This window comes from Sorangium sp. So ce1153, assembly GCF_051521595.1.
Taxonomy (GTDB): domain Bacteria; phylum Myxococcota_A; class Polyangia; order Polyangiales; family Polyangiaceae; genus Sorangium.
The window spans coordinates 4683962-4698200 of the sequence record NZ_CP150361.1 but is presented as its reverse complement, the minus strand read 5'-3'; the positions used below and the strand labels follow the sequence as shown (position 1 = coordinate 4698200).

At 73.3% G+C, this 14239-nt stretch carries 11 protein-coding genes and 2 tRNA genes; 7 read left to right on the top strand and 6 right to left on the bottom strand.

Translation table 11 applies throughout. The features are described 5' to 3' along the window. The first annotated feature begins 129 nt into the window (after positions 1–129). Positions 130–948, top strand: coding sequence for a PP2C family protein-serine/threonine phosphatase (locus WME85_RS16810; protein ID WP_437514176.1), 819 nt, complete (start codon positions 130–132; stop codon positions 946–948). A 196-nt stretch (positions 949–1144) separates the two neighbouring features. Here WME85_RS16810 and WME85_RS16805 read toward each other — a convergent pair whose 3' ends face one another. From WME85_RS16805 to groES, 4 genes are all read right to left on the bottom strand, one after another. Next, positions 1145–1912 (bottom strand): MBL fold metallo-hydrolase, encoded by a 768-nt coding sequence (locus tag WME85_RS16805; protein WP_437310340.1) that lies wholly within the window; start codon positions 1910–1912, stop codon positions 1145–1147. Between the two features lie 4 nt (positions 1913–1916). Next, positions 1917–2060: a hypothetical protein gene (locus WME85_RS16800; protein ID WP_437839477.1), complete on the bottom strand. Its 144-nt coding sequence runs from the start codon at positions 2058–2060 to the stop codon at positions 1917–1919. A 195-nt stretch (positions 2061–2255) separates the two neighbouring features. Further along, positions 2256–3944, bottom strand: coding sequence for a chaperonin GroEL (gene groL / locus WME85_RS16795; protein ID WP_437839475.1), 1689 nt, complete (start codon positions 3942–3944; stop codon positions 2256–2258). 65 nt (positions 3945–4009) lie between these two features. Then, positions 4010–4315, bottom strand: coding sequence for a co-chaperone GroES (gene groES, locus WME85_RS16790; protein ID WP_436617414.1), 306 nt, complete (start codon positions 4313–4315; stop codon positions 4010–4012). Between the two features lie 547 nt (positions 4316–4862). Between groES and WME85_RS16785 the strand changes: the two genes are divergently transcribed. The 4 genes from WME85_RS16785 to WME85_RS16770 all read left to right on the top strand — a co-directional run bounded on the left by WME85_RS16785 (position 4863) and on the right by WME85_RS16770 (position 6545). Continuing rightward, positions 4863–4936, top strand: a tRNA-Gln gene (locus WME85_RS16785). Positions 4937–4975: 39 nt separating this feature from the next. Then, positions 4976–5050: transfer RNA gene (locus WME85_RS16780), tRNA-Glu, on the top strand. 338 nt (positions 5051–5388) lie between these two features. Further along, a complete protein-coding gene (locus WME85_RS16775; RefSeq protein ID WP_437839473.1) occupies positions 5389–6084 on the top strand; it encodes an NUDIX hydrolase in 696 nt (231 codons plus the stop codon). Between the two features lie 77 nt (positions 6085–6161). Then, entirely contained in the window at positions 6162–6545 is a 384-nt protein-coding gene (locus tag WME85_RS16770) for a hypothetical protein (RefSeq protein ID WP_437839471.1), read from the top strand. Here WME85_RS16770 and WME85_RS16765 read toward each other — a convergent pair. After that, positions 6537–7517: a hypothetical protein gene (locus WME85_RS16765; RefSeq protein WP_437839469.1), complete on the bottom strand. Its 981-nt coding sequence runs from the start codon at positions 7515–7517 to the stop codon at positions 6537–6539. The genes WME85_RS16770 and WME85_RS16765 overlap by 9 nt on opposite strands. Before the next feature lie 528 nt (positions 7518–8045). On the opposite strand from WME85_RS16765, the gene WME85_RS16760 reads away from it, so the two are divergent. Beyond that, the gene (locus WME85_RS16760; RefSeq protein WP_437839467.1) at positions 8046–8933 is read left to right on the top strand and encodes a DNA adenine methylase; all 888 of its coding nucleotides are present in this window, start codon (positions 8046–8048) and stop codon (positions 8931–8933) included. Positions 8934–8960: 27 nt separating this feature from the next. Here WME85_RS16760 and WME85_RS16755 read toward each other — a convergent pair whose 3' ends face one another. Next, positions 8961–9227 (bottom strand): hypothetical protein, encoded by a 267-nt coding sequence (locus tag WME85_RS16755; protein ID WP_437839465.1) that lies wholly within the window; start codon positions 9225–9227, stop codon positions 8961–8963. Positions 9228–9522: 295 nt separating this feature from the next. Between WME85_RS16755 and WME85_RS16750 the strand changes: the two genes are divergently transcribed. After that, a complete protein-coding gene (locus WME85_RS16750) occupies positions 9523–14160 on the top strand; it encodes a DUF2339 domain-containing protein (protein ID WP_437839462.1) in 4638 nt (1545 codons plus the stop codon). Positions 14161–14239: the final 79 nt, after the last annotated feature.

The following is a 14239-nucleotide window of genomic DNA, read 5'->3' as shown; positions in this document are numbered from 1 at the left end:
CCGTAGCCCCCCGACCGGCCGCTTCTTGCGGGCGCGAAGCGGCTCCTGTGGGAGATCCGGCCCAGGATTTCAGCTTTGCCCTCGCCTTGAACTTGCGCTGCCCCCCTGCTCCGCGTCTACTCTCTGCCCATGTTGCGGACCCGGTTTGCCGGGATGACGGATACCGGGCTCCTCCGGGACCACAATGAGGACAACCTCCTCGTCAGCGAGGAGTACCGTGTCGTGGCCGTGGCGGATGGCATGGGCGGACACCGCTCGGGCGACGTCGCGAGCCAGCTTGCTGTGAGCACGCTCTCGGACTTCCTGTCCGTGACGGTCGGGAGGGACGCGACGTGGCCGTTCCCCGCCGATCCGAACCTCACGGAGGAGGAGAACTACGTCGTCACCGGCCTCAGGCTGGCGAACCGGCGCATCTTCGATCGCTCGCTGAAGACGCTCGCGGACTTCGGCATGGGCACGACGATCGTGGCGGCGATGTTCTCCAAGGACGCGGAGCACGTGACGGTGGGCCACGTGGGGGACAGCCGTTGCTATCGCCTGCGCGACAGCCAGATCACGCAGCTCACGCGCGACCACTCGCTCGTCAGCGACGCGGCGCACATGGCGCCGTGGATGACCGAGGAGGAGGTCCGGCAGCTGCCGGCGAACGTCATCACGCGCGCGCTCGGCATCCGCGAGGACGTCCTCGTCGATCTCGTGACGGACGAGACGCGCCACGGTGACGTGTACCTGCTCTGCTCGGACGGCCTGTCCGGGATGGTGAGCGACGATCAGATCCTCGAGCTCGTGATGTCCAGCGGCTCGCTGGACGCGGCGTGCAAGGCGCTCATCGATCGGGCGAACTACTTCGGCGGCACCGACAACATCACGGTCGTCCTCGCCCGCGTCGAAGAGGTCCCCGACGGCAAGCGCACCTTCAACGACGAGCCCACCCAGGAGAGCCGCTAGCTCCGCCGCCGCCTGGGCCGGCGAAGCCGGGGGAACGCGGGCTCAGGCGAGTTCGGCGGGGCCCCCGCGCCGCGCGACGAACACGCTCTCCTCGGGCCGGGCAGCTCGGCTCACCTCTCCCGCCGCACCCCGGGACGCCGACGCGGCGCCAGCGCGCGCCGCGCGCGCCACGCCCCCGTAGCCGCCGACGCGCCGGTTACAGGACGAAGTGGTCCATGAGCTGAAGGACCTCCAGGTTCAGCCCCTTCAGCGCCGCGCACTCCCGCTCCACCTCGGCCTGGAAGACCGGCTTGATGTGGTAGAGCATCGTCGGCAGGTCCTTCGGCGCGCGGTACTTCTGGAGCTCGAGCGCGAGCGTCTGCGGCGTGTGATGGCCGCTCACCGTGGCGAGCCGCTGCTCGCGATCCGGGAAGCTGACCTCCATGAGCAGCGCGCGGAGGTCCTGCTGCTGGTTCAGCACCTCCCACAGCCGGTCGGTCGGCCCCGTGTCGCCGCTGTACGCGATCGCGCCGCCGCTCCCCTCGATCACGAACGCCGACGCGTCGATCGTGTGCGTCACGTGGACCGCGCGCACGAGCCGCCCGGCGACCATCGTGGGGCGCTCCGGCTTGAGCTCGAGGTACTGGATGGTCGGCTGCGCCGGGGTCGGGATCACCGCGAAGTCGGGCCACAGCACGCCGTTGAAGAAGTGCTTCTTGAGTGTCCGCAGCGTCTCGCGCGTGCCCGCGATCACGAGCGGCGGGGACCCGAGCTGGCAGCGGTTGTCGGCGATCGTGGCCAGATCGCGGATGTGATCGAGGTGCGCGTGGCTCACGAGGCACGCCTCGAGCCGCGCCTGCTCCTTCACCTCGAGCCCGCTCGTCAGCGAGCCGGCGTCGATCGCGAGGACCTCGTCCACGATGAACGCGCACGTGCGATGCCTGGGAGTCTCCCCGCCGTGGCAGCCGATGACGCGCAGCTCCACCGGCTCAGCTCTCTCCGCCGAACGCGATGTCTGCGTCGCGCTGCAGCATGGCCTGGAGCCGCCGCGACCCGAGCGCGAGGCAGCGATAGGAGAGCACGTCGCCCGGCAGGGACTCGCGGCCATTGCGGGCGAACGACGACTCCGACATTGCCCGAGAGTCTAGCGCCGTGCGCGACCGCGGGTCAAAAACCCAGGCAAAAGCTCTCGACCTCACAAAAACGCGAGGGGCCCTCCAAGCCAATACGCTTTGGAGGACCCCTCGGACCGCTGCTCGGCAGCGGCGCGCTCGCGCGGACCGGCGCCGCCCGGAAGCGGCGCCGACAGCAGCGCGGACGACAGGCGATCAACCCATGTCGAAGTCGCCCATGCCGCCCATGCCACCCATGCCGCCCATGCCGCCCATGCCTCCCATGCCGCCCATGCCGCCGGGGGCCCCGCCGGCCGCCGCCTTCTCCTTCTTGGGCTTGTCGGCGATGAGCGCCTCGGTCGTGAGCATCAGCGCCGAGACGCTGGCCGCGTTGGAGAGCGCGTGGCGCACGACCTTGGCCGGGTCGATGACGCCGCCCGCGAGCAGGTCCTCGTACGTGTCCGTCGCGGCGTTGTAGCCGAACGTGGCCGCGCCCGACCGGACCTTCTCCACGACCACCGTCCCGTCGATGCCCGCGTTCTGGGCGATCTGGCGGACCGGCGCCTCGAGGGCGCGGCGCACGAGGCGCACGCCGGCGTCGCGCTCGTCGTTGAACTTGAGCGACTCGAGCGCGGAGGCCGCCCGGAGCAGCGCCACGCCGCCGCCGACCACGATGCCCTCCTCGACGGCCGCGCGGGTCGCGTGCAGCGCGTCCTCGACGCGCGCCTTCTTCTCCTTCATCTCGACCTCGGTCGCCGCGCCGACCTTCACCACCGCGACGCCGCCGGCGAGCTTCGCGAGCCGCTCCTGGAGCTTCTCGCGATCGTAGTCGCTCGTCGTGTCCGCGATCTGCTTGCGGATCGCCTCGATGCGGCCCTTGATCGCGTTCTTGTCGCCCGAGCCGTCGACGATGACGGTGTTGTCCTTGTCGATCTCGACGCGCTTGGCGGTCCCGAGGTCGCGCACCGTGGCGCTCTCGAGCTTCTGCCCGAGGTCCTCCATGAACGCCGTCGCCCCCGTGAGGATGGCGATGTCCTTGAGCATGTCCTTGCGGCGGTCGCCGAAGCCGGGCGCCTTGACGGCGGCGACCTTGATGGTGCCGCGCAGCTTGTTCACGACGAGCGTGGCGAGCGCCTCGCCCTCGACGTCCTCGGAGAGGATGAGCAGCTCGCGCCCCTGCTTCACCACCTGCTCGAGCAGCGGCAGGAGGTCGGCCATGGCGGAGATCTTCTTCTCGTGCACGAGGATGAGCGGGTTCGTGAGCACCGCGGTCATCTTCTCGGGATCGGTCACGAAGTAGGGCGAGAGGTAGCCGCGGTCGAACTGCATGCCGTCGACGGTCTCGAGCTCCGTCGTCATGCGCTTGTTCTCCTCGACCGTGATCACGCCCTCCTTGCCGACCTTCTCCATGGCGTCGGCGAGGATCTGGCCGATCTCCTTGTCGCCGTTGGCGCTGACCGTGGCGACCTGGGCGATCTGGTCCTTGTCCCTGGTCGGCTTCGCGGTCTGCTGCACGGCCTCGATGACCTTCGCGACCGCCGCGTCGATGCCGCGCTTCAGGTCCATCGGGTTGTGGCCGGCCTCGACGAGCTTGAGGCCCTCGCCGAAGAGCGCCTGCGCCAGCACCGTCGCCGTCGTCGTGCCGTCGCCCGCCTTGTCGCTGGTCTTCGAGGCGACCTCGCGCACCATCTGGGCGCCCATGTTCTCGAGCTTGCCGGCGAGCTCGACTTCCTTGGCCACCGTGACGCCGTCCTTCGTGACGACCGGCGCGCCCCAGCTCTTCTCGATGACGACGTTCCGCCCCTTCGGGCCGAGGGTCACCTTGACCGCATCGGCGAGCGTGTTGACGCCCTTCAGGATCGCGGCACGGGCGCCGCGGCTAAAAACGATCTGCTTCGCAGCCATCTCTCAATCCCCTCGCGGCCGCGCGGCCGCATTGCAACGCTTGGGTTCGGTTGCCTGGATCCGGTTCACGTCGCGGCGGAGGCGGACTCGGTCACGGCGAGCACGTCGTCCTCGCGGAGGAGCACGTGCTCCTCGCCGTCGAGCTTCACCTCGGTGCCGCTGTACTTGCCGAACAGCACCTTGTCGCCGACCTTCACCTCGAGCGGGCGAACCTTGCCGTCCTTCAGGACCTTGCCGTTGCCCACGGCGACGACGCGCCCCTCGATCGGCTTCTCCTTCGCGGCGTCGGGGATGATGATGCCCCCCTTGGTCTTCGTCTCGCTCTCGACACGCTTGACGACAATCCGATCCTGCAGCGGCCTGATTTTCATGGTGGCTCCCTCGTCCTCGGCTGGTTGACTGACCATCGGCTCGCCGGAGGTCCCGCTCGCCCCCGTCGCTGCGGCCTTCCGCCCACACGACGAGAGCTAAGTGCCCGGGATCACAGTTGCTTGGCACTCTCCTAGGCCGGTGGCTAAAACCGCGCCGAAAGTAAATCAGGCGCCCGGCGCGTCAAGGGCGCGCGGCAGGCAGTCGCGACTTTTCAGCCGTCACAGCTCCAGGGCGGCTCCAGGGCGGCGAAACGGGAATCTCTGGAGATGCCACGGCAACCAGAGCGCGACGCCCGCAACGTGGGAGGGTAGTACGTCGGGACCGGCCCCGACGCGGCGACGCGGACCGGCGCGGCGTCCGTGACCGATGCCCGATGAACGACGACCGATGCGCGATGAACGACGACCGACCGATCGTGGCGCGAAACGCGGGGGATTTTCGGCCCCGAGGACTTTTCTTCACCGGGCACGATTTTGATCGCTTGACATACCGGGCAGCCCGAGTAGATTCCGCGGCCCGTGGCGCTGATGCAGAGCGCTGACCCCTTGGGGGATCGTCTAACGGCAGGACGCAAGATTCTGGCTCTTGCTATCAAGGTTCGAATCCTTGTCCCCCAGCCAGGCCGATCAGCTTTGCTGCCGGCCTTCTCGACAGAACAAGGTCCCATCGTCTAGCGGTTAGGACATCGGCCTCTCACGCCGGTAACGCGGGTTCGATTCCCGCTGGGATCGCCACGTCGGCATCAGCTTGCCTCGCCAGCCCCCGCGCTGTCCCTCTCGGACGGCTGCACCTGCGCTGGCCTCCCTGCCCCAGCAGCGCACCGTGTCGCCCCTTCGCGACGGTGGCCGCGCTGGATGCTCCTGGCTCACGGTCCGCCGGCGCGGGTGCCTCTCTCGTCGGCGTCGCCCTCGGGGTCGGTCGCCCTCGGGGTCGAGCGCCCCTGGCGCTGCGCGGTTGGCGCATCGTCCTCGGGCCGCCAACGCGTCCCCGGAGCGGGCGCTGGAGCAGCTGAGCGGAACACAACGGAGTAGCAAAGGCGCCCCTCCGTGCGGCTTGCGCTACGCTCGATCGCATGGCGGCGCAGGACGGGGACGAGCCCTTCGATGTCTTCGATAGCAGCGGCAAGCCGCTCGGCGTGCGCAAGGCGCGCAGGCTCGTCCACCGCGACGGCGACTGGCACCGGAGCGTCCACGTGTGGGTGGTCATCGAGCGGGAGGCCGACGCCCGGCGCGGCGACGCGGAGCCCTGGGTCCTCTTCCAGCAGCGCAGCCCGGACAAGGACACCTGGCCCGGCGCGCTCGAGGTCGCCGTGTCGGGGCACTACCGCGCCGGCGAGGATCTCGCGGAGGCGCTGCGCGAGGCGGAGGAGGAGATCGGCCTGCCGCTCTCGCCGGCCGACGTGATCCGGCTGGGCGTGCGCCGCAGCGTCGACGATCACGCGCCGGGCATCGTCGACCGCGAGCTGCAGGACGTGCTGCTCGCGACGACCCGCCACGCGCTCGCGGCGTTCCGTCCGCATCCGGACGAGGTCACGGCGCTGCTGTCGCTCCCGCTCGCCGCGGCGCTGCGCCTCGTCCGGGGCGAGGCAAAGAGCGTGAGCGGCCTGCAGATGCAGGCGCCGGACGCCGCGGGCGCCGTGAAGATCGCGCCGCGCGACGTGCGGCTCGACGAGTTCGTCGTCGCGCGCGACGGCTACTACGAGCGCGCGCTCGAGAGCATCCGCCGCCGCCTCGCCGGCGAGACGCCTTCGCTCTGGTCGCTCGGCTAGGAGCGCTCTCGGCGCCGGTCGCCGATTTCTTGGGCATCCGCGCCCGGCGGGGCAGAGTCGCGGCCGGAGGCACAGCGATGAAGCAGCAGAAGACGCCGAGCGATGGCCCTCGAGATGCGGTGGGCCGTTACCTGGCGGAGGCCATGCAAGGGAGCGGCGCGCGCGCCGTGGCCCTCGCCGGCGAGGAGGGGTCGCTGCTCGGGGGCGCGGGCGGCGTGGAGGGCGACGACGACCTGGCGCTGCTCGCGGCGCTGGGCGCCGGCTGCGCCGACAAGGTCGCCGGCTACGCCGAACTCGACGAGCTCGTGGATGCCGTCGCTGGCGGGGACGACTTCTACGCGACGCGGCTCACGGTGTGCGACCGGACCGTCTACCTCGCCTCGATCGGCGCGCGCGTGCCGCAGCAGAAGAAGGTCGCCGCGGAGCTCGGGAAGATCCTGGCGCCCGTGCTGTCAGCCTGAGCCGCGGCGCGCCTCGACCGGCGCCGGCCGACGGGGCCGCTCGGACGGGCCCGCCGTGGCGAGGAGGAACCCCTCGGCCCGGTGCGGCGCGAGGCCGCACCGCGCGTTCATGCGCTTCGCGATCTCGTCGCCGGCCCTGACGAGCGCGTAGAACCACCGGATCCCGAAGCGCTCGTGCCCCTCCCGGAGCGCCGCGGCCTGGAGCGGGGCCCCGAGCCCGCGGCCGCGGTAGTCCTCGCGCAGGCAGGTGCAGATCGGCATCCCCGTCCACGAGGGCGCCTCGCCCACGTCGGAGATCCAGAGCGGCGGGGCGCCCAGCAGCCCGAGCTGCGAGAGCGCCTCGCGCCCGCCGGCCTCGACCGACTGCGGGCGCGTCACGACGCACAGGGTGGTACATCCGACCAGCGCGCCCTTGCCGTCGCGCAGCGCGAGGGTCAGGGAGCGTCCCTCCCCGCCGCGCAGGTACCAGCCAGGGAGCGGCGCGTGACCGCTCTCGGCCTGGAGCTCCTGGATCGCGCGGATCGCGTCGTCGTCGTCGTCGTCCGGCGACACCCTGGACAGGCGGAGGCCCGCCGGGAAGGAGCGAAAGCGACCGAGGCCCTGCACGGCGGCGCGCACCTCGCCGGCCGGGGCGCCCATCACCGAGAGGCCCTCGTCCACGGAGAGCCCCGCCTGGCGCAGCGACGCGGCGAGCGCCGGCAGCTCCGGCCGGGGGGCGTGCAGGAGCACGCGCTCGAAGCAGCGCACGAGCGCCTCGCGCCGCTCCGGGGGCGTCCTCTGGGCGTGCAGCACGAGGAGCGAGCGCCCGTCGGTGGTGATGCCGTCCTGCTCGGCGATCCAGCCGCGCGCGGCGTAAAGGATCCGCTGAGCACGGTAGTCGGCCGCCTCACCGAAGCAGCCCGGTCCATCCGCCGGCGCGGGGCCGCGCCGCCGCGGGGCGTCGTCGCGATCGAGGTCGAAGGCAAGCATCATGGCGGCATTCCTCCTGTCGAGAGGGAATGGCGGCTTCCACAAAAGCCGCCCTCCGGCGCGGGGCGCCCGAGCGAGCCCCTGCCGCGCCGCCAAGGTCCACCGCGAGATGGGCCGAGGCGGCGGTGCGTGAATGCGGGAGAACGCCGCTCCACCTGGCGGCTGATCGGCCCGCGTGACGAGACTTCAACTTATCCCTGCTCGGCTGCCGCGCAAGCGACGACATGCCGTGATCCGGGCAGCGTCGAGAGCCGGTCACGCGCGCTCACGCGTGCTTACAACTATCCGGAATGACTCATCTATTTGTCCAACAACCGCGCTTCTCCACAGGCCACCTCACCGTCCGTCGAGCCCGGCTTGTGGACATAGAACGACCTAGCCTGGAGCGACGCGTGGAGCGGCCCGTCGCGCCGGGGGTCTCGGACGCCGGGGGCGCCGGCGAGGCGCCGTGGACGGGGAGGTCGCTCGCCCTGAGCCTCGGCGGTTGAGGACGATCGCGCGCCCTGGTAGGTTGCCGTCCAGTATTGCGCGATGACCACCGCACTTGTCACCGAACCCGACAGCGCCGCGCCCCAGCTGGCACGCCCGTTCCTCAAGTGGGCCGGCGGCAAGGGCCAGCTCCTCCGGCAGTTCCAGCCGCTCCTGCCCGCCTCGTACGGGCGCTACTTCGAGCCGTTCGTGGGGGGAGCGGCGCTGTTCTTCTGCCTGCAGCCGAAGCGGGCGGCCCTGACGGACGTCAACGCCGAGCTCATCGACTGCTACCGGGCGGTGCGCGACAAGGTCGAGGAGGTCATCGCGGCGCTGGGCAGCCACGCCTATGAGCAGGCGCACTATTACAGGGTGCGCGACCTCGACCCGGCCACGCTCTCGCTGCCCGAGCGGGCCGCCCGCACCATCTTCCTGAACCGGACCGGCTTCAACGGGCTCTACCGGGTCAACAGCGCCGGCCGCTTCAACGTGCCTTTTGGCCGCTACGTGAACCCGTCCATCTGCAATCCGCCCCAGCTGCGGGCCTGCTCGGCGGCGCTGCAGGGCGTCGAGCTCGAGGTTCGCGACTTCGAGCGCGTGCTCGACCACGCCGCGGAGGGCGACTTCGTCTACCTGGACCCGCCGTACTCGCCCGTCTCGTCGACAGCGAACTTCACGTCCTACAGCGCGGGCGGCTTCAGCTTCCGCGACCAGGAGCGCCTCGCGGCGCTCTTCGCGGCGCTCGACGCGCGGGGGGTCCAGGTGATGCTCTCGAACTCCGATGTTCCCGAGATCCCGCCGCTCTACAAGCGGTTCAGGATCGACCGGGTCGCGGCGCTCCGGAGCATCAACGCGAAGAGCGACGCCAGGGGCCGCGTGGGAGAGATCGTGATCCGGAATTACGGGACCAAGCGAGGCCGCAAGGCGGCGCAGGCGGACAAGCCGGGCTGAGCCCCGCGCCGCGGCGGGGCGTGTCCGTCAGTCGATGGTCTTCGACTCGTGCTTCTCCGGATCGGGGGCCACGCGCTCCTCGGCGTGCGCCATCGCGACCTCGATCTCCTCGTGGACCTCGCCCGAGGTGATCTTCTTTCCCGACGGATCGACGGCCTCCCACACGAAGCCGCGCAGCTCGCCCGGGCGCTCCGGTATCCAGCGGACCCGCAACGTCCAGCCGCGTATCTCGGCCTGATAGCCGCCCTCCTCGTGATCTCGCTGCCATGCGGAGATGGTCGGGTGCCTCAGCATCGCGAGATCTCCTGTGCAGCGGGGCGAGAGGACAAAAGAACTGTTCCCGAATGGCCGCGCTCCCCCCCCGAGCAACGCCGCCGTCCGGGAACACGGGGAAGATAGCAGGCGCCTGGCGCGCGGCGATCAGGCAGGCGTGTGTTCCTCATGAGGATGCACCTTACTCCAGTCCCGGCGCGCGCCGAAAGGCCCTCGCTGTCCCGCTGGGCCGTCGGCGAGAACCGCGTGAACAGCACAGGCGTCATCGCGCGGACGGGCGACGCCGGCGGCGTGGGCCCTATGCTACGAAGTCTGCATGGGGGCAGGCATCCTCGTCTTTTTCGGGCTCGCGATCGTCGCTTATCTCCTGGTTGCCCCCCTCGCGGCGTTCGTGTTCGCCGTCCGGGCCAACCGACGCAATGAGGATCTCCTGCTGCGGATCCACGCCCTCGAGCACCGCGTGGCCGAGCTCTCCGGCCAGCGCGACGGCCAGCGCGACCGCGCCGCGCTGGCCGCGACGGCGCAGAGCCTGCGGGGGGCGAGCGCCCTCGGGCCCGGGCAGGCAGCCCAGGCCAGCGTCACGCCCCTGGCGGTCGCGCCGCCCGCGGCCGACGCCGGTACAGCAGGCGTGTTCCCCGCGGTCGACACCGGCGCGGCAGGCGCGTTCCCTGCGGTCGAGGTCAGCGCGGCTGGCGCGCCGCCCGCGATCACGGCCGAAGAAGCCGGCGCGCTTGCCGCTGTCGACGTCAGCGCAGCCGGCGCGTTCCCCACGGGCGACGTCGGCGCGGCTGGCGCGCTTGCCGCGGCCTTCGCCGGTGCCGGCGCGCCGCCAGCGCTCGCGCAGCCAGGAGAGGCCAGCGCCGCCGTTGCGCTGCCGACGGCCGCGCCCGCGGCGCTCGCCGCCGGCGAGGCAGGCGCGCCCCCAGCGGTCGCGCCGCCGGACGTCGCCGCCCCGGCGGAACGTCGCCCCGCCGGGGCGGTCCACGAGGGCGCCTTCGGCGCCGGCGCGCTCTCGCACCGCGGAGCCCCGGAGAGGCCCTCCATCGAGGAGCAGCTCGGCATCACGTGGCTCACCCGCGCAGGAGCGGCCACCTTCCTGCTCGGCGCGCTCTTCTTCTTCAAGTACGCCTCGGACAACGCCTGGATCGGGCCCACCGGTCGCGTCGCGATCGGCGCCGCGACAGGCGCCGCGCTCCTCGGGGTCGCCGAGGCGATCCGCGGACGAACGCAGCGCCGCTTCGTCCACGCGCTCATCGGGCTCGGGCTCGCGGTCCTGATCGCATCGGTGTGGGCTGGCGCGGTCCTGTACGAGCTCATCCCGATCTCCGCCGCCTTCGCGGCAGAGACGGCGCTCCTCCTCCTCGGCGCCGCGCTCGCGCTCCGCCACCGCGGCGAGGCGATCCTGCTCCTCTCCCTGGTCGCCGGGTTCCTCAACCCCGTCGTGCTGTCCACCGGGCAGGACCGGCCGCTCGTCCTGTTCGGCTACCTCCTGCTCATGACGAGCGTCGTCCACGCGGTCGCAGCGAAGCTCGGCTTCCGCGTCGCGCCCTGGCTCGCGCTCGCCGGACACACGGCGCTGTTCTCGGGCTGGTACGATCGGTACTTCGACGCGAGCGCCCCGCCGGTCGCCGGCGCAGTCCCGGACGCGGCGCCCTGGCTCGACCAGCCGGCCGAGGCGCTCGCGGGGCCCTACCTCCCGCTCGCCGCGCGCGCCGTGCCGCTCGCGTTCGTCGCGCTCGCGGCAGCGCAGGGCGTCCTGCGCGCGCTGTGGGCGCGCCGCGCGCAGGCCCGGAGCGCCGCCGCCACAGGCGCCGCGCCGGCCGCCGCCGCGCCGGCCGGCGACCCCCGCGCCGCTGCGCCCGCGGACGCCATCGCGCTCGGCGTCGCCGCGCTCGTGCTCGCGCACGCCGGCGCGGGCGCGCTCCTCCTCGACTCCCCGCGCGCGCTCGGCGTCGCCGCGATCGCGCTCGCCGTCGCGGCGACCGCCGCGCTGCGCGCGCTCGACGCGAGCCTCTGGCTCCTGGCGCCGATGGGCTCCGCCTTCCTCGCCTTCGCCGCGACGATCGCGGACGCGCCGGCGCGGCACCGGACGGCGCTCGTCGCGCTGGTCGCGGCCTGGACGCTCGTCTACCTCGCGGGCTGGCTCCGCGGCGCCGGGCTCGCGCGCCTCGACCGGGGGATCGCCGTCGCGTGCTCCGCCGGCGCGGCGCTCTTCGCCTGCACCGCGGGCATGCTGCTGCTCGGGACCGACGCGGCCCTCTTCGCGCTCACGCTCGCGTGCGCCGCCGCCTTCGTGGCCTGGATGGCCGCGCGCGCGGAGCTCCCGGCCCTGCTCCTCGCCGCGGCGACCGCCTCGGCCGGCGCGCTCGCGGCCGCGGCGCCCGGCGCGCTCGCGCCGGCCGCGGGCGCGTCCACGGCCGCGGACGCGCCCGCGGCCGTGGACGCGGGCTTCCTCGGCGCCGCGGCCCTGGTCATGCTGGTGTTCCTCGGGGCCGTGGGCGCCTCGGCCCGGCGCCAGCGTGAGCCCGGCGCGCCGGCGCTCCCGTGGCCCGCCGCGCTCGCGGCCAGCGTCGCGACGCTCGGGTTCGTCGCGGCCGCGCTGGGCGCGACGCCGGACGACACGCCGACCCTCCGCGCGCTGCTCACCGCCGGCGCCGGCGCCCTGGACCTCGCGCTCGGCGCGGCGCTCCTGCGCGCCGGTCCGGCGCTCCCGCGCGCCGGCGCCAGCCGCGCGGCCGCCGCGCCCCCCGCGGACCGCATCGCCCTGCTCCTCGGGCAGGCGCTCGCCCTCTTCGCCGCGGCCGTGGCGTTCGGGCTCGGCGGGGCGACGGTCACCGTGGCCTGGGGCATCCTCGCGGCGGTCGCGGCCGCGATCGCGGCGCGCACCGGCGAGCGCGCCTGGCTCGCCGTCACCCTGCTGCTCTTCGTCGCCGCCCTCGCGCGGGCGCTCGTCGTCGATCGGGCCCAGGCCGAGGCGCTCGTGACGACCTGGTTCGCGACAGGCGGCCGCGACGGGGCGATGGCCGTCCCCGTCCTGCTCAACGCGAGGGCCTACGCGTTCGCGGGCGTGAGCGCGGCGCTGCTCGCCGCGGGGCGGCTCTTGTCGCGCGGCGCGACCGCGCGCGCCGAGGGCCCCGCGCGCGCCGAGCTGCGCGCGGTGGCACTCGGCGCGCTCGGCGCGCTCGGCGCCGGCTATGCCCTGCTCATCACCACCGTGGTCCTCGAGGTGCGGAGCGCGATCACCTCGCTCCCTGCCGCGCCCCCCGCCCCGCTCGACGAGGCGGAGTTCACCGAGCTCCTCGTGCAGCACCGGACCGCCGTCGAGGCCCAGGAAGGGAGCCTCGCGATGGCGACGACGCTCGTGCTCGCCGTCGCGGCGATCGCGCTGCTCACGGCGGGGTTCGCGGCGCGCGACGCCTTCCACCGCTACGCCGGGCTGTGCCTGTTCGCCATCACCATCGCCAAGCTCGTGGTCTGGGACGTCTGGCACGTCGAGCGCATCTATCAAATCGCGCTGTTCACGGGCGTCGGCGCGCTGCTCGTCGGCGGGGGCTTCCTCTACGCGCGGTTCGGCCGGCGCCTCGTGACGCTGCTGCGCGCCGGCCCGAAGGGCGCGGCCGGGCTGCTCGCGCTGCTCGCGGCGACGGGCCTCGCGCGGCCCTCCGAGGCGCAGACGAGCGCGGCGCTGCCGACCGGGAAGCACGCGCTCGTCCGGTCCATCGAGGGCGTGGACGCCGCCGGCGACCATCGCGTCGACGTCGACCTCGACCTCTACCGCGAGAGCCGCGCCGCGGAGCTGCTCGCCGATGTCCGCATCGCCGGCCCCGACGGCGCCGAGGTGCCGTACGTGCTCCGCGAGCCTGGCGTCGCGCCCGGCGCCGGGCGGATCGCCGCCACGATGCTCGACCCGGGCGTCGACACCGCCGGCGCGACGCACGCGACCTGGGCGCTCGACGCGCCCGGCACGCGCCACTGCCGGATCGAGCTCACCGTCCTCGGCCGCACCTTCCTGCGCGAGGCGCGGGTCGACACAGGCGCGGACCCGCGGTCGCTCAGCGAGGTGGCGCGCGGCGTCTACGTGTACCGGATCCCCCAGGGCTCCGAGACCGTCGAGCACCTCTCGGTCTCGTATCCCCTCTCACGCGCCGCCCTGGTCCGCGTCCGCCTCCTCCCCGAGAGCGCCCGCGCGCGCGACGCGGCGCGCGACACGACGACGGACGTCCGGATCACCGGCGGCGCCGTCTCGTGCGAGCCGCTGGCCGACGCCGGCAAGACGGCGCTGCTGCCGCTCGCGATCGTCGAGACGGAGCGGAACAGCGAGGCGAAGACGACCCTCGTCACGCTCGACGCCGGCGCCGAGGGCGCGCCGCTGGAGGCCGTCCTGCTCGACGTCGCCACGCCGGAGTTCAGCCGCCGCGTCGACGTCGCCTCCACCACCTACCGCGCGGTCTGGCCCTCCGTCGGGGGCGGCCTTATCCATCGGATCCGGCCCCACGGCGAGTCCGGGGTGGCGCTCGCGCTGACGCGGATCCCGCTGACCCCGACCCGGAAGCGCTTCCTGCGCCTCACGATCCACGACGGCGACTCCGCGCCCCTCTCCCTCTCGGGCGCGCAAGGCGAGGTGCGGGCCCGCGAGATCGTGTTCCGCGCTGCCCAGCCGGGCCCGCACCGGCTGTACATCGGTGACGCCCTCGGCGAGCGGCCCCGCTACGACCTGGCCGACGTCCTCGACCGGGGCGAGCCCGAGCAGCCGCCTGTCGCGGCGCGGCTCGGCGCCGCGCAGGCCAACCCCGCCCTCGGCGCCGCCGGCGTCGCGCGCGATCTCCCGTTCACCGAGCGCCACCGCAAGCCGATCGGGATCGCGCTGGCGCTCGGGCTGCTCGCGCTGTCGGCGTGGACCGCGCGGCTCCTGCGGCAAGGGACGCCGCCCGACGAGCCCGTGCCGCCGCGGTGAGGGGAACAAGGGGAAGAGGACGGGAAACCTCGACCAGGATGCGCTCCCTCGCGCTGGCGACGCCGGACGGCGTCCGCGC

Coding starts and splice junctions, on each gene's coding strand:
- WME85_RS16770 (WP_437839471.1), top strand. CDS start 6,162: ATGAAGCAGCAGAAGACGCCGAGCGATGGCCCTCGAGATGCGGTGGGC.
- WME85_RS16750 (WP_437839462.1), top strand. CDS start 9,523: ATGGGGGCAGGCATCCTCGTCTTTTTCGGGCTCGCGATCGTCGCTTAT.
- groL (WP_437839475.1), bottom strand. CDS start 3,944: ATGGCTGCGAAGCAGATCGTTTTTAGCCGCGGCGCCCGTGCCGCGATC.
- WME85_RS16760 (WP_437839467.1), top strand. CDS start 8,046: ATGACCACCGCACTTGTCACCGAACCCGACAGCGCCGCGCCCCAGCTG.
- WME85_RS16800 (WP_437839477.1), bottom strand. CDS start 2,060: ATGTCGGAGTCGTCGTTCGCCCGCAATGGCCGCGAGTCCCTGCCGGGC.
- WME85_RS16765 (WP_437839469.1), bottom strand. CDS start 7,517: ATGATGCTTGCCTTCGACCTCGATCGCGACGACGCCCCGCGGCGGCGC.
- WME85_RS16775 (WP_437839473.1), top strand. CDS start 5,389: ATGGCGGCGCAGGACGGGGACGAGCCCTTCGATGTCTTCGATAGCAGC.
- WME85_RS16810 (WP_437514176.1), top strand. CDS start 130: ATGTTGCGGACCCGGTTTGCCGGGATGACGGATACCGGGCTCCTCCGG.
- WME85_RS16755 (WP_437839465.1), bottom strand. CDS start 9,227: ATGCTGAGGCACCCGACCATCTCCGCATGGCAGCGAGATCACGAGGAG.
- groES (WP_436617414.1), bottom strand. CDS start 4,315: ATGAAAATCAGGCCGCTGCAGGATCGGATTGTCGTCAAGCGTGTCGAG.